This is a genomic window from Enterococcus sp. LX10 (assembly GCF_023539285.1).
In the GTDB taxonomy this organism is placed as follows: Bacteria; Bacillota; Bacilli; order Lactobacillales; family Enterococcaceae; genus Enterococcus; species Enterococcus faecalis.
Genome location: NZ_CP092784.1, coordinates 1,456,355 through 1,475,497, shown reverse-complemented (window position 1 = coordinate 1,475,497; position 19,143 = coordinate 1,456,355). Strand labels below are relative to the sequence as shown.

At 37.9% G+C, this 19,143-nt stretch carries 16 protein-coding genes and 2 pseudogenes; 17 read left to right on the top strand and 1 reads right to left on the bottom strand.

Annotated features, from left to right (window positions below):
- Positions 1-5: 5 nt before the first annotated feature.
- The 6 genes and pseudogenes from lpdA (at position 6) to MKZ30_RS06995 (ending at position 5,944) form a co-directional block, all read left to right on the top strand.
- The gene (gene lpdA / locus MKZ30_RS07015) at positions 6-1,415 is read left to right on the top strand and encodes a dihydrolipoyl dehydrogenase (protein ID WP_033601227.1); all 1,410 of its coding nucleotides are present in this window, start codon (positions 6-8) and stop codon (positions 1,413-1,415) included.
- Between the two features lie 10 nt (positions 1,416-1,425).
- On the top strand, positions 1,426-2,418 hold the full coding sequence (locus tag MKZ30_RS07010; protein ID WP_002420169.1) for a thiamine pyrophosphate-dependent dehydrogenase E1 component subunit alpha: 993 nt from the start codon (positions 1,426-1,428) through the stop codon (positions 2,416-2,418).
- Between the two features lie 21 nt (positions 2,419-2,439).
- Positions 2,440-3,426, top strand: a complete 987-nt coding sequence (locus tag MKZ30_RS07005; RefSeq protein ID WP_002357475.1) for an alpha-ketoacid dehydrogenase subunit beta — start codon at positions 2,440-2,442, stop codon at positions 3,424-3,426.
- A 23-nt stretch (positions 3,427-3,449) separates the two neighbouring features.
- A pseudogene (locus MKZ30_RS13400) lies at positions 3,450-3,620 on the top strand (biotin/lipoyl-containing protein); the annotation flags it as partial.
- A gap of 195 nt (positions 3,621-3,815) precedes the next feature.
- Positions 3,816-4,748 (top strand): annotated as a pseudogene (locus MKZ30_RS07000) (dihydrolipoamide acetyltransferase family protein); the annotation flags it as partial.
- A 143-nt stretch (positions 4,749-4,891) separates the two neighbouring features.
- Entirely contained in the window at positions 4,892-5,944 is a 1,053-nt protein-coding gene (locus tag MKZ30_RS06995; protein ID WP_002384478.1) for a PTS sugar transporter subunit IIC, read from the top strand.
- An 8-nt stretch (positions 5,945-5,952) separates the two neighbouring features.
- Here the strand turns inward: MKZ30_RS06995 and MKZ30_RS06990 are convergent, their stop codons facing one another.
- Positions 5,953-6,843, bottom strand: a complete 891-nt coding sequence (locus tag MKZ30_RS06990; RefSeq protein ID WP_002369350.1) for a LysR family transcriptional regulator — start codon at positions 6,841-6,843, stop codon at positions 5,953-5,955.
- Positions 6,844-7,019: 176 nt separating this feature from the next.
- Here MKZ30_RS06990 and MKZ30_RS06985 point away from each other — a divergent pair, with 176 nt between their 5' ends.
- The 11 genes from MKZ30_RS06985 to codY all read left to right on the top strand — a co-directional run bounded on the left by MKZ30_RS06985 (position 7,020) and on the right by codY (position 19,112).
- Entirely contained in the window at positions 7,020-7,961 is a 942-nt protein-coding gene (locus MKZ30_RS06985; protein ID WP_033601229.1) for a 2-dehydropantoate 2-reductase, read from the top strand.
- 275 nt (positions 7,962-8,236) lie between these two features.
- Complete coding sequence (ylqF, locus tag MKZ30_RS06980) at positions 8,237-9,088, top strand: ribosome biogenesis GTPase YlqF (protein ID WP_002357480.1); 852 nt, start codon at positions 8,237-8,239, stop codon at positions 9,086-9,088.
- A 1-nt stretch (position 9,089) separates the two neighbouring features.
- Entirely contained in the window at positions 9,090-9,857 is a 768-nt protein-coding gene (rnhB, locus tag MKZ30_RS06975) for a ribonuclease HII (protein WP_016614614.1), read from the top strand.
- A 60-nt stretch (positions 9,858-9,917) separates the two neighbouring features.
- The gene (gene dprA, locus MKZ30_RS06970; RefSeq protein WP_002393384.1) at positions 9,918-10,781 is read left to right on the top strand and encodes a DNA-processing protein DprA; all 864 of its coding nucleotides are present in this window, start codon (positions 9,918-9,920) and stop codon (positions 10,779-10,781) included.
- 90 nt (positions 10,782-10,871) lie between these two features.
- A complete protein-coding gene (locus MKZ30_RS06965; protein WP_002420171.1) occupies positions 10,872-11,525 on the top strand; it encodes a CPBP family intramembrane glutamic endopeptidase in 654 nt (217 codons plus the stop codon).
- A 184-nt stretch (positions 11,526-11,709) separates the two neighbouring features.
- A complete protein-coding gene (gene topA, locus MKZ30_RS06960; RefSeq protein WP_002357484.1) occupies positions 11,710-13,788 on the top strand; it encodes a type I DNA topoisomerase in 2,079 nt (692 codons plus the stop codon).
- Positions 13,789-13,895: 107 nt separating this feature from the next.
- Complete coding sequence (gene trmFO, locus MKZ30_RS06955; RefSeq protein ID WP_002357486.1) at positions 13,896-15,203, top strand: FADH(2)-oxidizing methylenetetrahydrofolate--tRNA-(uracil(54)-C(5))-methyltransferase TrmFO; 1,308 nt, start codon at positions 13,896-13,898, stop codon at positions 15,201-15,203.
- A 211-nt stretch (positions 15,204-15,414) separates the two neighbouring features.
- Positions 15,415-16,314 carry a tyrosine recombinase XerC gene (gene xerC, locus MKZ30_RS06950; protein ID WP_002398307.1) on the top strand — a complete coding sequence of 300 codons (900 nt, stop codon included), beginning with the start codon at positions 15,415-15,417 and terminating at the stop codon, positions 16,312-16,314.
- Between the two features lie 28 nt (positions 16,315-16,342).
- The gene (hslV, locus tag MKZ30_RS06945; protein ID WP_002357489.1) at positions 16,343-16,891 is read left to right on the top strand and encodes an HslVU peptidase proteolytic subunit; all 549 of its coding nucleotides are present in this window, start codon (positions 16,343-16,345) and stop codon (positions 16,889-16,891) included.
- 14 nt (positions 16,892-16,905) lie between these two features.
- Entirely contained in the window at positions 16,906-18,309 is a 1,404-nt protein-coding gene (hslU, locus tag MKZ30_RS06940; RefSeq protein ID WP_002408464.1) for an ATP-dependent protease ATPase subunit HslU, read from the top strand.
- Positions 18,310-18,329: 20 nt separating this feature from the next.
- Positions 18,330-19,112 (top strand): GTP-sensing pleiotropic transcriptional regulator CodY, encoded by a 783-nt coding sequence (codY, locus tag MKZ30_RS06935; protein ID WP_002408465.1) that lies wholly within the window; start codon positions 18,330-18,332, stop codon positions 19,110-19,112.
- Positions 19,113-19,143: the final 31 nt, after the last annotated feature.

Sequence of the window (19,143 nt, the reverse complement as noted above, 5' to 3'; positions counted from 1 at the left end):
TCAAAATGGCGGAACAAACAGATTTACTGATTTTAGGTGGCGGAACAGGAGGCTATGTAGCAGCAATTCGAGCTGCACAAAAAGGGCTAAACGTCACAATTGTTGAAAAATACAAATTAGGTGGCACTTGTTTGCACAAAGGCTGTATCCCTACAAAAGCTTTATTAAGAAGCGCAGAGGTTTTTGATACCTTAAAACAAGCGGCTTCTTTTGGGATTGAAACAGAGGCATCGTCCATTGATTTTTCTAAAATACAACAACGGAAAGAAGGAATTATTGAGCAGTTACACAAAGGTGTTGAAGGCTTATGCAAGAAAAATAAAATCAAAATTTTAGCAGGCGAAGGTGCGATTTTAGGTCCCTCTATTTTTTCACCAGTCTCTGGCGCAGTGGCAGTTACGTTTAATGATCCAACACGGGAAGAAGAAATTATTGTTCCTAAAAATGTCATTATTGCGACAGGCTCTAGTCCTAAAACATTACCTAATTTGCCATTAGATGAAGAATTTATCTTATCTTCTGATGGGATGCTTGAATTAGAAGAATTACCAGAATCAATTGCAATTATTGGTGGTGGCGTTATTGGCGTCGAGTGGGCTTCTTTATTAAATAGTTTAGGTGTCAACGTAACTATCATTGAATTTTTGGATCGTTTACTTATAAATGAGAGTGCAACAATTTCTAAAGAATTAAAGAAACGTTTAGAGCAACGAGGAATTAACATTCTATTAGGTAGCAAAGTCCAAGAAGCGAAAGTTACTGGACAAAAGGTTCAAGTAGAAGTTGCAGGACAAGAAACCCTCACCGTTGACAAAGTCATGGTAGCAATTGGACGTCAGCCCAATATCAATAAGTTAGGGTTACAGAATACCTCAGTGAAATATACTGACAAAGGCATTGAAGTAAATGAATTTTATCAAACCACAGAAGGACATATTTATGCGATCGGTGATTGTATCGATACACTCCAACTAGCACATGTGGCTATGAAAGAAGGAGAGTTAGTTGTTCAGCATCTTTTAGGCGAGACAGTTGAACCTTTAAATTATACAAACGTGCCTCGAGGTGTTTATACAAATCCTGAAATAGCAAGTGTCGGCTATACTAGAGAAACTTTACCAGCAGATAAAGAAGTAGTGATTGGTACCTTTAATTTTAATGGTAATGGTAAATCACTTGTTTATGGAGAAACAGATGGCTTTATAGAAGTAATTCGTGATAAGAATACCGATGATTTATTAGGGGTTTCTATGATTGGCCCACATGTCACGGATTTAATTGCCGAAGCAAGTACTGCCATGTATTTAGATGCCGCGCCCATTGAAATTGGCGAAGCAATCCATGCGCATCCAACAATGACAGAAGTATTGCAAGAAGCAGCCTTAGATACTTATGGCTTAGCGATTCACAAATAGAGAAAGGTTGATGAAAATGAAAGCGCTCAAAAAATCGGGTTTATCAAAAGAAGAATTGATTCAGGCATATCGTCAAGTACTAAGAGGACGTCGTTTAGACGAACGGTTGTGGCAATTAACAAGGATTGGTAAGACCTCTTTCAATATTTCTGGTCAAGGGGCAGAAGTTGCACAAGTAGCGATGGCGATGGCTTTTGATCCTCAAAAAGATTATTTTTTACCGTATTATCGTGATATGACCGCGTGCTTGGTTTGGGGCATGACCTCCAAAGATATTTTAATGGGTTCTTTTGGAAAAGAGGCGGATCCTTCTTCCCATGGTCGTCAAATGCCGAATCATTATGGTTCAAAAGAGCATAATATTGTTTCCTTCTCTTCAACAGTAAGTACACAAATGCCATTAGCAACAGGTGTTGGTTATGCAGCGCAACTTCAAAAAGCTGATTTTGTTGCATTGACCACCACTGGGGAAGGCTCTGCCAATCAAGGAGAAGTCCAAGAAGCTATGAACTTTGCAGGCGTAAAAAAATTACCAGTCATTTTTGTTGTTGAAAATAATGAATATGCGATTTCTGTCCCAATTGAAGAACAGTATGCCAATAAACGAATGGCCGATCGCGCGAAAGCTTATGGCTTTGAAGGTGTAACCGTTGATGGTAGTGATTTTACTGAAGTCTATCTAGCATTTAAAGAAGCAGTAAAAGCGGCTCGCGGGAAAAAAGGACCAAAATTGATTGAATTAATGGTTTCTCGCTTGACTTCTCATTCCGCTGACGATGATCAATCTGTTTATCGTTCAAAAGAAGAACTTGAAGAAATGAAAAAGAACGATGCAGTGAAGCTTTTTGAAAAACAATTATTAGAAGAGGGCTATTTAACAGACGAAGACATTGCCAAAATTGATGAAGAAATTCGTGCAGAAATCAATCAAGCAACGGATGAAGCAGAAGCAATGCCAGATCCTGTACCGACATCAATTTTAGAAGAAGTGTATGCAAAATAAGAGAAGAGGAGAAGAAATATAATGGCTGAGATGACTTATTTAGAAGCAATTAACTTAGGAATTTCTGAAGAAATGGCTCGTGATGAAAAAGTAGTTATTTTTGGGGAAGATGTCGGCGGCGACAAAGGCGGCGTGTTCGGTGTAACAAAGGGCTTGGCTGCTAAATACGGTGACGAGCGTTGTTTTAATACACCGTTAACAGAAGGCTTAATTGGTGGTTTAGCTGTCGGCTTAGGTTTAATGGGCTATCGCGCAATTGGTGAATTTCAATTTGCGGATTACATTTTGCCTGCAACCAATCAATTGTTATCAGAGGCTCGGACAATGCGCTATAGAACAAAAGGCGATTGGACTGCGCCAATCGTTTATCGGACCCCTTATGGCGGCGGTGTTCGTGGTGGGCTGTATCATTCTCAGTCTACAGAAAAAGTTTTTTGTGGACAACCAGGATTAAGAGTGGTGACCCCCTCTAATCCTTATGATGCAAAAGGGATGATTAAAGCAGCAATTCGTTCCGATGATCCAGTCATTTTTTACGAACATAAGCGTTTATATCGTTTACTAAAAGATGAAGTGCCTGCAGATGATTATATCGTACCAATTGACAAAGCCAATGTCGTTAGAACGGGTAGTGATTTAACCGTGATTAGTTACGGCATGACCTTGCAATTAGCTTTAGCTGCGGCGGAAAAACTAGCCGCTGAAGGTATTGATGCCGAAATCGTCGATGTTCGCTCATTATATCCTTTAGATCGCGAAACATTAGTGGCTGCAGCTAAGAAAACGGGGAAGGTTTTACTCGTAACAGAAGACAATAAAGAAGGCAGTGTGATGAGTGAAATTGCAGCAATGATTTCAGAAGATGCTCTCTTTGATTTAGATGCACCGATTCAACGACTTGCAGGACCTGATTGTCCAAGCATGCCTTATGCATTACCTTTAGAAAGAGAATTTTTAATCAATGAAGAGCAAGTATTAGCAGCAATGAAAGAATTAGCAGAATTTTAATTGAAGCAAGGAGGAAAAAATAAATGGCCACAAAAGAAATCAAAATGCCTCATCTAGGCGAAAGTGTCACAGAGGCAGCCATTGTTCAATGGTTAGTTAAACCAGGGGATTCGGTGAAACGCTATGATCCTTTAATGGAAGTCGTTTCTGATAAAGTCACCACGGAAGTCCCATCAGATTTTGATGGTGTAGTAAAAGAATTTCTGATTTCTCTAGATACAGATGTGCCCATCGGAACAGCGGTGATGACGTTAGAGACAGAAGAAACAACAGAAGAAACAGAAGTAGCTACTTTAGCACCAGTGAAAGAAGCAAGTGCGGAACAAGCACATGAACATGAAACGGCTGAAACAACAAGCACTGCGACGTCCCATCAAAAAAATAATGGTCGTTATTCCCCAGCAGTCCTTAAAATTGCCCAAGAAAAAAAGATTGATTTAACACAAGTTACAGGGACAGGTCGTGATGGTCGAATTACTAGAAAAGATGTCACAAACTTTACACCAACACAGGCAAGAACACCTGAGAAAACAGTGAGTCCAGGAACTAGCCCTTCAATTTCAGAGGAGCCAGTTGCTTCGCAAAATGAGAGCGCCGCAACAGCTAGTCCAACTGAAACAACCACAGATAAAATTGTCTCTGCAGATCCTGTACGTAAAGCGATTGCTAAAAAAATGGTACAAAGTGTCAACGAAATCCCTCACGCTTGGTTAATGGTGGAAGCGGATGTGACCAACTTAGTCCAACTTAGAAATTCATTAAAAGATGAATTTAAACAACAAGAGGGACTGTCTCTAAGCTTCTTCCCATTTTTTGCCAAAGCAGTCATTCAAGCGTTAAAGAAAAATCCAAAAATCAATACATCTTGGGATGATGGCTCAATTATTTATCATAAAGATGTTAATTTATCCATAGCTGTAACGACAGACGAGCATCTTTACGTGCCAGTGATTCAACAAGCGGATAACTATTCGATTGCAGGGCTAGCTAAAGAAATCAATCGTTTGGCACAAGAAGTCCGACAAGGAACGCTGGCAAGCAAAGAAATGCAAGGAGGGACCTTTACCCTTAATAATACTGGGACACTAGGTTCCGTCCAATCGATGGGAATTATTAACCATCCACAAGCTGCGATATTACAAGTAGAGTCAATTAATAAACGCCTTGTGCCAACCGCAGATGGAGGCTTTAAAGTGGCAGATATGGTTAACTTATGTCTTTCTATTGATCATCGAATTTTAGATGGACAACAAGCAGGTAAGTTCTTGCGAGATGTTAAAGATAATTTAGCGAAATATAATGCGGATACGGATGTATATTAAAAATCGTTCCTTACTTTAGTTAAATAAAAAGCGCCTCAAAGAAATAAACGCTCTTCTTTGAGGCCGCTCTTTATCTAACAGAAAGTTCAATCATTCTCAAACTTATTCTAAAAAAACAAAAATAATCAATAGGAGTGTTGAAAATGCCCACTGATAAACTGGATGCTCAATTAACCCCAAGAATATTTTTTAACAAAGTGTTAGCTGGAACAGCTTCCGGCACCATTATCGCCTTAATTCCCAATGCTGTATTAGGAGCCATTTTAAAATATTTTGCAGAATACAAGATTATCGAAATGATTATTCATGCGGCGCAAATTTTCCAACTAGCCACCCCTTTAATTATTGGTGGACTGATTGCTTTTCAATTTGGCTTAACGCCACAGAAAATGATGATTGCTGGCGGTGCAGCATTTGCTGGCTCTGGCGTGATTAAATTTAATTCAGAAGTGAAAGGCTTTATTGGTGCAGGCACTGGTGACATCATTAATATTATGATTACGGCTTCTGTTGCAGTCTTACTTTTATTAGTCATCGATAAAAAATTCGGTTCAGTGGAAATCATTGCTTTACCGATCGTTGTTGGAGTAGGTGCAGGTTTGTTTGGCATGTTGATTTATCCATATGTGACACAAATTACGGTCGCCATTGGTAAAGTGATTAACAATTTTACTGATTTCCAGCCAATTATCATGAGTATTTTAATTGCTTGTTCATTTGCTGCACTGATTATTTCACCAATCACTACTGTGGCAATCGGTTTGGCGATTCAGTTGAATGGCTTGTCTGCAGGTGCTGCTGCAATGGGAATTGCAGCCACAACTGTTGTTCTTGTGATTAATTCTTGGAATGTCAACCAATCGGGAGTGACACTGGCTGTCTCTTTGGGCGGCATGAAAATGATGATGCCTAACTTATTTAAATACCCAATTATTTTAATTCCTTGTTTATTTACAGCGACTATTTCAGCAATTCCTGTGGTTCTATTCAACATTTCAGGAACCCCACAATCGGCTGGATTTGGCTTGGTTGGACTCGTGGGACCACTTGCTTCATTGGATGCGGGCTTAGGGATTTTACCCTTACTCTTTTCTTGGTTTGTTGTTCCAATTGTCGCGGGTTTATTCTCAAAATTCTTATTTGAAAAAGTGTTGAAACTTTATGATAGTAAAGTCGTCTTTGCTTATCAAGGCTAGATTATCCATTAATTTTCTTTAATGATTTGGATAAAATCTCTAACATCTTCTGTCAGACTAAAATCGCGGCGCAAAGCAATGCCGATGGGGAAATAGTCAAACTTATCTTTTAAAGGAATCCATTTCAGTCCCTGACTTTTTCCCACTTCATAATATTCAATCGGCAGCAAACAAATCGAATTATTTTTTTGTAAACTATAAAGAAGTACTTGTAAATCATCGTTATGCAAAATGATATTCGGCTCATAACCGAAGCTCCGAGTCCGATCTAATAGTAGGCGACCAATCATAAAATTATCACTTAACGATGAAAATCGTTGATCTTTCAAATCTTTAAAAGTTAATTTTTCATATTGGGAGAGAGGATTTGATTCTGGTACCACGACATAAACATGGTAGCCTTTGGTAGTCGTTTCTAAAGGTTCAATATGAATAATTTCAGGTAAGGTATTTGGAAAAGAAATTAGTCCCATATCAATTTCTTTATTTGCTAACATCGTTTGTAATTTTGGCGAGCCATCTTGCTGTAATATTAAATTCACATGTGGATGGGTTGTTAAAAATCGTGAAATTTCTTTCATAAATTGTACAGCAAATAAAGTAGTTAAGCCTAAACGTAATTGCTTTTTGACTGGTTTCTGGTTCATTTCACGAATATCTGTTACCAATTGATCGAATTGAAAAACAACTTCTTGGCCATGTTCATATAAATAAACACCAGTATCGGTCAATTGAAACGGTTGATCAGAATGATCAAACAACGCTGTGCCTAACTCAGATTCCATTTTTTTCAATGCTAAAGAAAGTGTTGGTTGGGTGACAAATAAATTGCGAGCGGCCGCCGATAAACTGCGGGTATTAACAATTTCAATGAAGTACTTTAAAAGCTGAATATTCATCAGAAACTCCCTTTCTTTTTAAAAGCGCTTACACAAATGTGCTTGGATAAAAAATAACAAATAGATCACTTATAATATAACATATGTTTTGCCTTTTTATTGCTATAAAAGTAAGAGATAGAGATTTTCTTAGCAGATTTTTACCTAAAAATAAAAAATTGAACGGAGGAAAAGAAATGAAGATTATTATCGCAGGTGCTGGCGCTATGGGCAGTCGTTTTGGACTAATGTTACATCAAGCAGGAAATGACGTTATTTTTGTTGATGGTTGGCCAGAACATATTGAAGCAATAAGAAAAAACGGGTTAGTTGCTGATTTTAATGGCGAAGTGGTGACCGCTAAAATTCCTATCTATCCTCAGACAGAAGTAGCAAGCATCGATTTTACAGCAGACTTAGTTATCCTATTTACAAAAGCAATGCAACTGGAAGGAATGCTTGAAGCATTAGAACATTTCCTTAATAAAAATACGAAAGTTTTATGCTTGTTAAATGGAATTGGGCACGAAGATATTATCAAAAAATACGTGCCTTACGAAAATATTTTATTAGGAAACACAATGTGGACCGCTGGGTTAGAAGGACCGGGCAAAGTAAAATTATTTGGTAATGGTTCGATTGATTTACAAAATTTAGGGGCGCAAAGTGAACAAGCAGCAGAAGCAGTCATTAAGGTATTAAATAACGCTGGCTTAAATGCACGTTATTCTGAGAATATTTTATCATCCATTTATAAGAAGGCCTGTGTGAATGGAACAATGAATGGTTTATGTACTTTGTTGGATTGTAATATGGCAGACTTTGGCGAAACAGAGCAAGCAGATCAAATTGTTCAACAAATAGTTAATGAATTTTTAGCAGTCGCTGAAGTGGAACGAGTTACGTTAGATAAACAAGCAGTTCTTCAACAAATCCGCTCGTGTTATAATCGAGAAACAATTGGTTTGCACCATCCATCGATGTATCAGGACTTAATAGCCAATCATCGTTTAACCGAAATTGATTATATCAATGGAGCAATTGTTCGCAAAGGGAAAGCTTATGGGATTGCTACACCGTACTGTCAGTTTTTAACAGAGTTAATTCATTGTAAAGAAAATTTACTTCATGCTAAATAACAAGTAAAAACAGAAATACTCTTGAGTCGGTCTTGAGAAGAGCTTGACCTACTTCTTTCTATACTTTGCCAGTGTATAAGTCTGAGACAAAATCCAAAGTGAGTTTGTTTCAGCTTTTTTGTTTTTTAAAGAACACTGCAGAAAATAAATCAAATCCGTGAAAAATATGTTAAACTAGAGAAGGTGTTTTTTCGCAAGAATCTACGCGGGACACAGGACTCGTTGAAGAATTGAATCAAAGAAACAATGTGTTAAAGAAGGGATTTGAACAGATTATGACCATTCAATGGTTTCCCGGCCATATGGCCAAAGCAAGAAGAGAAGTTTCTGAAAAAATCAAATATGTCGATATTGTATTTGAACTAGTTGATGCGCGGTTACCGCTTTCTTCTCGTAACCCAATGATGGACCAAATTGTCCAACAAAAACCACGATTAGTCCTTTTAAATAAAGGGGACTTAGCAGATAATGACCAAAATAAAAAATGGCAACATTACTTTCAAAAGAAAGGGTACCAAACCCTAGTTATCAATGCCCAACAAAATAAAGGAATCAATAAAATTGTGCCAGCAGCCAAGGAAGCGTTAAAAGAAAAATTGGCTCGTGAACAGGCGAAAGGTTTGAAACCGCGTGCGATTCGCGCAATGTGTATTGGGATCCCCAATGTTGGTAAGTCAACCTTAATGAACCGTTTAGTCGGAAAAAAAATTGCGCAAACTGGGAACAAGCCAGGCGTGACAAAAGGACAACAATGGTTACGCTCTGGTTCACAATTGGAATTACTGGATACACCAGGAATTCTCTGGCCAAAATTTGAAGATGAAGAAATTGGAAAAAAATTAGCTTTAACTGGCGCTATAAAAGATCAATTATTGCATCTAGATGATTTGGCGATTTATGGATTAGAATTTTTTGCACGTTTTTATCCGCAACGTTTGACGGAACGATATGGTTTAACAGAGGAAGAGCTATTTTTACCTGCCCCAGAACAGTTGATGTTAATTAGCCAAAAACGTGGTTTTAGAGATGATTATAATCGAGCCAGCGAAATGATTATTTTAGAAATTCGCAGTGGAAAATTAGGTACGTATACTTTGGACCGCTGGGAAGAACTAGGAGACGAATAACATGGCAAAAGAGTCGATTCAGGCAATCAAAGAAGCGTTGTTAACTGTCACTGATGCAACCGATGAACGATTAGCAAGCTGGCGAGAAGATGAACGTTCAGGAGTGCAACAAGCGATCAAACAATGGGAACGTCGCCAGTTAGCCAAAGAACAAGAGTGGCAACTTTTTAAAGAAATGAGTCAATTTGAGGAAGCGGCCTATAAAAAAGGCCATCGTTTAATTGCGGGAATTGATGAAGTAGGCCGCGGACCATTAGCTGGTCCTGTTGTGACAGCTGCAGTTATTTTACCGAAAGATTGTCAATTATTAGGCTTAAATGATTCAAAAAAACTATCTGCTAAAAAACGGGAAACGTTATATAACCAGATTCAAGAACAGGCTGTCGCTATCGGGTTAGGTATCGCTGATCAAGGAGTCATTGATCAAATTAATATTTATCAAGCAACTAGACAAGCGATGAAAATGGCAATTGACGATTTAGCTTTTACACCAGATTATTTATTAATTGATGCAATGCAGTTAGACGTTCCCCAACCACAAGAAAGTTTGATTAAAGGGGATGCACGGTCCATTTCAATTGCAGCAGCCAGTATTATTGCAAAAGTAACAAGAGATCGATTAATGGAAGAATATGATGAATTATATCCTGGATACGGATTTAAAAACAATGCAGGCTATGGAACAAAAGAACATCTTCTCGGGTTAGAAAAATACGGTGTAACACCCATTCATCGACGTACTTTTGCGCCAATAAAAGATATGATTTAAAAATAAAACACTTTTTTTACGTATTCTTATTTTAAGAAGATGTGAAAGAGGTGTTTTTTGTTGGAAATTTTACAACGACAATTATTATTCAAATTAGCGGTATGCCAAGGAATTGGCAATTTAGGTATCTTAAAAGTGTTACAAGAAGCTATCGCACAAAAGCGTGTTGATTTTTCCAGTACAGAAATTATTAGAATTGCTGAAATCAAGAAATATCGTGAATTATTTGAACAATCTTGGTTACACCATACGATTCATAGTGAAGCGTTATATATACGACAATGCCAACACCAATTTATGACAATTTTAGATGCCGTCTATCCTAAATTATTACGAGAAATTTATAATCCACCAGCAATTCTTTTTTATAGAGGAAATTTACAATTGTTAAGCAGAAGGAAAATTGGCATCGTCGGCGCTCGCTATGCCACTTCGTATGGGTTAAGAGTGACTGAAGCTCTGGTTCCTAAAATAGTCAAAGAAGGGTTCACAATCGTCAGCGGTCTTGCCAAAGGTATCGATAGTCGTAGCCATGAGATGGCCATCCAGAGCGGGGGTCAGACAATTGGAATTTTAGGCACTGGATTAGATGTATATTATCCGTATGAAAAGAAAGAATTACAGCAAACTATGAAGCAGAATCAGCTTGTTTTAACAGAATATGTGAATGGAAGTGGGCCGAAAAAATATCATTTTCCTGCACGTAATCGCATTATTGCTGGATTATCTTTAGGGGTCTGCGTGATGGAAGCTCGTAAGAATAGTGGCTCTTTAATTACTGCACAAGCGGCGATGGATTACGGGCGCGAGGTATTTGCCGTACCGGGAAGTATTTTCCAGTCTTTTTCAACAGGCTGCCATGAATTGATTCAGGACGGCGCTAAATGTGTTCAGACAATTGATGATATTTGTGAAGAATTGTGACTTTTACTAATTGTGAATTGACAACCTACGTTCACTTCGGTACTATTTAATCAGATTTTAATCTTTTGGTTGGCAGTTAGGAGTGTCTAAATGGAAACGGTTGTTAGGAAAAGATGGTTGTTTGGTATGCAGCTACTGGGCTTTTTGGTTTTGGATCAAATTCCTTTGATGATGGTCTCAGTTGTTCAAGTTTCTACAGAAAACTTTTGGTTTCGCTTTGTTAGTGGATTAGTGGCTGTTGGACTTGGTGCCTATTTCGTCTATCTATTTGTTGCTTTTTTGAAAAAGAAAAAGCTCATAACTTGGACTTTTTTAGGAATCAAAGAAACCTTGCCAGTGGTCTTGTTAGGTTTGGTGATAATCTTTTGTGTGGGAATACTTGGTGATTTCTTATTACGTCTGGAAGGACTAGAGACGACCTCTAACCAACAAAGTGTTGAAGAAATTGTTCAAGCCATTCCTAAAGGGCTTATACTTATTTTTGCAGGTGTGATTGGACCAATTTTTGAAGAGGGAATTTTTCGTGTCGGGATTCAAGCGTTTTTCAAGCCAGCTTCAAAAATAGGAATACTCGTTTCTTCTATTTTATTTGCACTTGTGCACACACCCACAGATATAGGTAGTTTTATTATTTATTGGGGCATGGGTTTAGCGTTAAGTTGGGTCTATCTACGCACGGGTCGCTTTGAAGCTGCTGTCTTGACTCATTTTATTTGGAATGTTTTGGGTATTTTAATGCTTTAGGATAAAATCTATAAATCATAGGCATTTTTTATTTATAAATTCGGACAGTCAAACATAAATGACAGAAATGTTAGAAAGCCTAGTCTTGACAAACCTATTCTATATAGCATATGATGTATTACGATTTGTGCGTTTTTTACATATATTATATAGTAGGAAAGCGAACGCGAAAGGAGCTAATTGAATGGCCTATAAGTATCTCGTGATTGTAGAATCACCTGCCAAAGCCAAAACAATTGAAAAATATCTAGGAAGAAACTACAAGGTGGTTGCCAGTGTTGGTCACATTCGCGATTTACCAAAAAGTAAAATGGGGATTGATATTGAAAATAATTATGAACCTCATTATATTTCGATTCGCGGAAAAGGCGATGTCATCAAAAGTTTAAAAGCTGCTGCAAAAAAAGCGGAAAAAGTCTATCTCGCAGCCGATCCGGACCGAGAAGGTGAAGCAATTGCTTGGCATTTAGCTTATCTTCTTGGCCTTGATTTAAAAGATAAAAACCGCGTGGTATTCAACGAGATCACTAAAGAAGCGGTAAAAGCGGCATTTAAAGAACCTAGAACCATCAACGTTGATTTAGTTGATGCACAACAAGCAAGGCGCATTTTAGACCGTTTAGTTGGATACTCGATTAGTCCTATTTTATGGCGTAAAGTCAAAAAAGGCTTGAGTGCTGGTCGTGTGCAATCTGTTGCTTTAAAAATGATTATTGATCGAGAAAATGAAATTCGAGAATTTAAACCTGAAGAATATTGGAGCATTGATGGGAATTTCCAAAAAGGTCGCAAGAAATTCAAAGCAAATTTCTGGGGCGTAGATGGTAAAAAGAAAAAATTACCAAATGCAGAAGCGGTGAAAGAAATCACTTCTCGGATTGACGGTAAAGATTACGATGTTACAAAAGTTGAGAAAAAAGAACGGAAACGTAATCCTGCGTTACCTTTTACAACCAGTAGTTTACAACAAGAAGCGGCACGTAAATTAAATTTCCGTACCCGTAAAACCATGATGGTTGCGCAACAATTGTATGAGGGAATTGCTTTAGGGAAACAAGGCACTGTGGGGCTGATTACCTACATGCGTACAGACTCAACCAGAATTGCCGATTCCGCCAAAGCAGAAGCTGCTGAATTCATTGAAAAGACCTACGGAGATGAGTTCTCAGCACATGGCGGCCGCAAAGCAAAAAATACGCAAGGTGCACAAGATGCCCATGAAGCGGTTCGTCCGTCAAGCGTTTTAAGAACACCTGATGAAATGAAGAAGTATTTAGATAAAGATCAATTAAAATTATATACTCTTATTTGGTCGCGCTTTGTTGCTAGTCAAATGACACCAGCGATTTTAGATACCATGAAGGTCACGCTTCAACAAAACGGCGTAACGTTTATTGCCAATGGCTCTAAAGTGAAATTTAAAGGGTTTATGCAAGTATATGTTGAAGGACGCGATGATGGTAAAGAAGACAAGGAAAATATTTTACCTGAATTAGTGGAAGGTGACGTTGTTAAATCGGTCGATATCGAACCGAAACAACACTTTACTCAACCACCGGCTCGTTTTAGTGAAGCCACGTTAATCCGGACTTTAGAAGAAAATGGTGTGGGCCGACCATCAACATATGCGCCAACATTAGAAACCATTCAACGGCGTTATTACGTGAAGCTAACGAATAAACGGTTTGAACCAACGGAATTAGGTGAAATTGTGAATTCCCTAGTTTCAGAGTTTTTCCCACAAATTGTCGATACACATTTTACAGCGACAATGGAAACGGACTTAGATAAAGTCGGTGAAGGTCAAGAAAAATGGGTTGAAGTTGTCGATCGTTTCTACAAGCCCTTCGAAAAAGAATTAACAAATGCCGAAGAAAAGATTGAAAAAATCCAAATTAAAGATGAACCAGCAGGTTTTGACTGCGAACTATGTGGACATCCAATGGTGATTAAGCTGGGTCGCTACGGGAAATTTTATGCATGTAGTAATTTCCCAGATTGTCGGAATACAAAAGCGATTGTCAAAGAAATTGGCGTGACTTGTCCTGTGTGTCACGAAGGACAAGTTATTGAACGGAAATCAAAGAAAAATCGGATTTTCTATGGCTGTAGTCGGTACCCAGAGTGTGACTTCACTTCTTGGGACAAACCAGTTGGCCGACCATGTCCAAAATGTGGGCAATATTTAGTAGAGAAAAAAGTTAAAGGCGGCAAACAAGTCGTTTGTATCAATGGCGATTATGAAGAAAACGTCCAAAAATAAGAAAAATTGAGACCGAAGAATTTACTTCGGTCTTCTCTTTTAGTAAAATGAATTGAGTTTGTAAGAGACAGCTCTTAACTTCTTGACATAGAAAGGAATTTTTATACATGACAAAAAAAGTCACAATTATTGGTGCCGGTTTAGCCGGAAGTGAAGCGGCATGGCAAGTGGCCAATGCTGGCGTACCAGTTGATTTATATGAAATGCGCCCTGTCAAAAAGACACCAGCGCATCAAACAGAAAATTTTGCAGAGTTAGTTTGTTCTAATTCATTACGTGGAAATAGTTTAACCAATGCGGTAGGTGTTTTGAAAGAAGAAATGCGCCGTTTAAATTCAATTATTATTGGTAGTGCGGATCAAACCGCTGTACCAGCTGGCGGCGCCTTAGCAGTTGACCGTGATTCTTTTTCTGAAACAATCACTGAAAAAATTAAAAGTCATCCATTAATTACAATCAAAAATGAAGAGATTACCGATATTCCAGAAGGGATTGTAATTATTGCAACGGGTCCCTTAACTTCTGAAAGCTTATCACAAAAAATTCAAGAATTTAATGGTTCTGAAGGCTTTTATTTTTACGATGCAGCAGCACCAATTATTGATAAATCAACAATTGACATGGATAAAGTTTATTTAAAATCTCGTTACAACAAGGGCGAAGCGGCTTACTTAAACTGTCCGATGACTGAAGAAGAATTCAATGCGTTTCATGAAGCGCTAGTCAATGCAGAAGTGGTTCCTTTACGCACGTTTGAAAAAGAGAAGTTTTTCGAAGGCTGTATGCCCATTGAAGTAATGGCGCAACGTGGCATTAAAACCATGTTGTTTGGCCCGATGAAACCTGTCGGACTAGAAGACCCTAAAACAGGTAAACGCCCTTATGCTGTAATTCAATTACGTCAAGACAATGCTGCAGCTTCTTTATACAATATTGTTGGTTTCCAAACACATTTAAAATGGGGCGAACAAAAACGAGTATTCCGTATGATTCCGGGATTAGAAAATGCTGAATTTGTTCGCTATGGCGTCATGCATCGTAATAGTTTTATGAATTCTCCAGAGTTGCTAAAACCAACCTACCAATCAAAAAAACGTGACGATCTGTTTTTTGCTGGACAAATGACTGGTGTTGAAGGATATGTTGAAAGCGCGGCAAGTGGTTTACTTGCAGGTATTAACGCAGCTCGTCTTGCCAAAGGGGAAGAGCCGATTGAATTCCCTCGCGAAACGACTTTAGGAAGTATGGCTTATTATATTACACATGCAGAAGGCAAACATTTCCAACCAATGAATGCAAACTTTGGGCTTTTCCCAGAGTTACCTGAACGAATTCGTGACAAAAAAGAACGCTATGAAGCAATTGCTAATCGGGCCTTAGATGTCCAAGCTCAAGTTATCCAATCTTTAGACTAAATTAGAAAAAATATGAGAAAAGACTGAGCATCATTGCTAAGAAATGCGATGATATTCAGTCTTTTAATTTTTAGAAAAAAATAACAAAAGCTAAAGAATAGTTAAAATTGTGAACATATTTAGAAATATTGATTAAATTCTGACAACTTAATTGTCTTTTGAAAAAGGTTATGCTAAAGTTACTTTGTAATCGAATGAGGAGGGCTATCACATGGAAGAAAAGAATTGGCCTGAGTTATTTGCTCGTTATCTTATTGTCGAAAGAGGCTATTCAGAAAAAACAAAAAAAGCATATCAAGAAGATATACAACATTTTTTTTCGTTTTTAAAGACTTCAGGTAGTGACAATTATTTGACTGTGGAACATTTGGATGTTCGGGCTTATTTGAGCGAATTATACGATCAGGAATATAGCCGCAATTCGATTAGTCGAAAAATTGCCAGTCTGCGTTCTTTTTATCAATTCTTATTAAAAAATGAAGCAATCCAAGAAAATCCTTTTTCCTATGTTCATATGAAAAAGAAACAGTTACGGTTGCCCCGTTTTTTTTATGAAAAAGAAATGGATGCATTATTTGAGAGCGCACAAGGTGAGCAACCTCTTGATTTGAGAAATCAAGCGTTGCTAGAAGTTCTGTATGGGACTGGCATTCGGGTCAGTGAATGTGCGAACTTAACGGTGGACGCAGTTGACTTTCAAGCTTCTGTTTTATTGGTTCACGGAAAAGGAAATAAAGACCGCTATGTGCCTTTTGGTTCATTTGCACAAGACGCCTTAAAGGATTACTTAGAGAATGGCCGCGCGCTATTAATGACAAAATATCAAAAAAAACATCCGTATGTCTTTGTTAATCATCATGGTGAACAAATCACGCCAACAGGGATTGAATATGTCTTAAACCAACTAATTAAAAAAAGTTCATTAAATGCGGAAATTCATCCCCACATGTTACGCCATACATTTGCGACACATTTATTAAATAATGGCGCCGATATGCGGACAGTTCAAGAATTATTAGGACATGCTAATTTATCAACAACTCAGATATATGCGCATGTGACAAAAGAAAGTTTACAAAAAAATTATCGAACGTTTCATCCTCGTGCATAATGGAGGGAAACGTCTAGGAGGAACAATAATGGTTGAATCACAATTTCACTCTACAACAATTTGTGCAGTCGAAAAAGATGGAAAATTTGCAATGGCTGGTGACGGCCAAGTAACAATGGGCGAATCTGTCGTTATGAAAGGTACAGCCAAAAAAGTGCGCCGTATTTACAATGATGAAGTCGTTGTCGGTTTTGCAGGAAGTGTGGCAGATGCCTTTACATTAGAAGAAAAGTTTGAAGGAAAATTAAATGAATACAACGGAAACTTAACGAGAGCTGCGGTTGAGTTAGCCCAAGAGTGGCGGACACAACAGTCTATGCAAAAATTAGAAGCTATGCTGATTGTGATGAATAAGGAAGAAATGCTCTTAGTTTCAGGAACTGGGGAAGTCATCACACCAGACGATGGTATTTTAGCAATTGGTTCTGGCGGTAATTTTGCTTTGTCCGCTGCAAGAGCCATGAAAAACTTTGGCGATAAAGAAATGCCAGCGAAAGAGATTGCTAAAAATGCCTTAAATATTGCTGCAGATATCTGTGTATTTACGAATCATAATATCATTGTAGAAGAATTATAAGCGAGGGAAAATCCATGAATGAATTAAACAAAACACCAAAAGAAATAGTCAAAGAACTAGATCAATATATTGTTGGACAGCAAGCTGCCAAAAAATCAGTGGCGGTAGCTTTACGTAACCGCTATCGTCGCTTGCAATTAGAAGAAAATATGCAACAAGATATTACGCCTAAAAACTTACTAATGATTGGACCAACAGGTGTTGGTAAAACTGAGATTGCTCGTCGTCTCGCAAAAATTGTCAATGCGCCTTTTGTAAAAGTTGAAGCAACCAAATTTACAGAAGTCGGCTATGTTGGTCGGGATGTCGAATCAATGGTTCGGGATTTAGTAGAAAATGCGATCCAAATTGTTGAAAAACAACAATACAGTCGCGTGTATGCGCAAGCGTTGAAAAAAGCCAATCAACGTTTAGTCAAAGTATTAGTGCCTGGAATTAAAAAAGAACAAAAACAGGCTGGTGGTAATCAATTTGAACAAATGATGAACATGTTTAACATGGCTCAGCAACAGCAAGAAGCACAAGAAGAAGTAACGGAAGATATTCGAGCGAATCGCCGAACAATTTTGGAACAGCTGGAAAAAGGTCTATTAGATAATCGTGAAGTAACAATTGAAATTGAAGAACCGAAGAAAACGATGCCAGCTATGAACAATGGCCTAGAACAAATGGGCATCGACTTAAATGAAACGTTAGGCGCTCTGTCACCAAAGAAAAAAATCGAACGTACTGTAACGGTGAAAGAAGCACAAGACTTATTAGTGAAAGAAGAATCAGCAAAAATTGTCAATGACGCTGATATTCATAGTGAAGCGATTCGTTTAGCTGAATCAAGCGGAATTATTTTTATCGATGAGATTGATAAAATCACCTCTAAAAGCCAACAAAATTCGGGCGAAGTCTCTCGTGAAGGAGTACAAAGAGACATTTTACCGATTGTTGAAGGCTCCCAAGTTAACACGAAGTATGGTCCTTTACAAACGGATCACATTTTATTTATCGCTTCAGGTGCTTTCCACTTGTCAAAACCAAGTGACTTGATTCCAGAATTACAAGGTCGCTTCCCAATTCGAGTTGAATTAGATGATTTAACGGCTGATGACTTCGTAAGTATCTTAACCGAGCCAAACAATGCTTTAATTAAACAATATGTAGCATTAATTGGCACAGAAAATGTTTCAGTTATCTTTACAAAAGAAGCAATTGAACGGTTAGCACACATCGCTTATGATGTAAACCGTGATACAGATAATATTGGGGCGCGTCGTTTACACACAATTTTAGAGCGTTTATTAGAAGATTTATTATATGAAGCACCAGATATGCAAATGGGTGAAATTACGATTACCGAAGCATATGTCAATGAAAAATTGAATGACATTGTTCAAAATGAAGATTTAAGTCGTTACATCTTATAAAAAAGGCTGGAGGAGAAAAGATGGCTACATTATTAGAAAAAACACGTCAAGTGAACGAGCTTTTGCAAAAAAACAATCTGTTTGACGTACAAGCAGAACTTCCGTACAACAAAATGGCAATGATTTTAGGGGATATTTTAGAAAGTAATGCGTATATTATTAGCAGTTCAGGGGATTTGTTGGGGTATACTGAAAAATTAGATGTTAATAATACCCGTATCAAAAATATGTTTAAAGAGAAAAAATTTCCTCAAGGATACACCGAGGCCGTGGATATGCTCAAAGTAACCGAAGCCAATATTCCAATAGATAGTGATTTAACTGCATTTCCTTTTGAATCACGAGAGCTATATCCGTTTGGTTTAACCACTATTGTACCTTTGTACGGTGCTGGCAAACGCTTGGGTACGATTATTTTAGCGCGTGTTGAAAAATCCTTTAACGAGGATGATTTAGTGTTAGCTGAATATAGTGCGACCGTTGTCGGCATGCAAATTTTGTATCATCAATCCAGAACAATTGAAGCAGAAGTTCGCAGTGCGACTGCCGTGCAAATGGCCATCAACACTCTTTCCTATAGTGAATTAAAAGCCGTCCACGCCATTTTTGAAGCCTTAGATGGCGAAGAAGGTCGTTTAACTGCTTCAAGTATTGCAGATGAAATAGGCATTACTCGTTCCGTAATTGTGAATGCCTTAAGAAAATTAGAATCAGCTGGCATTATTGAATCACGTTCTCTTGGTATGAAAGGGACTTATTTAAAAGTGTTAAATCAACAATTTATTAAAGAGTTGGAAAAATAAGCAATTGCTCGTATCAACTAGGAGGACAACG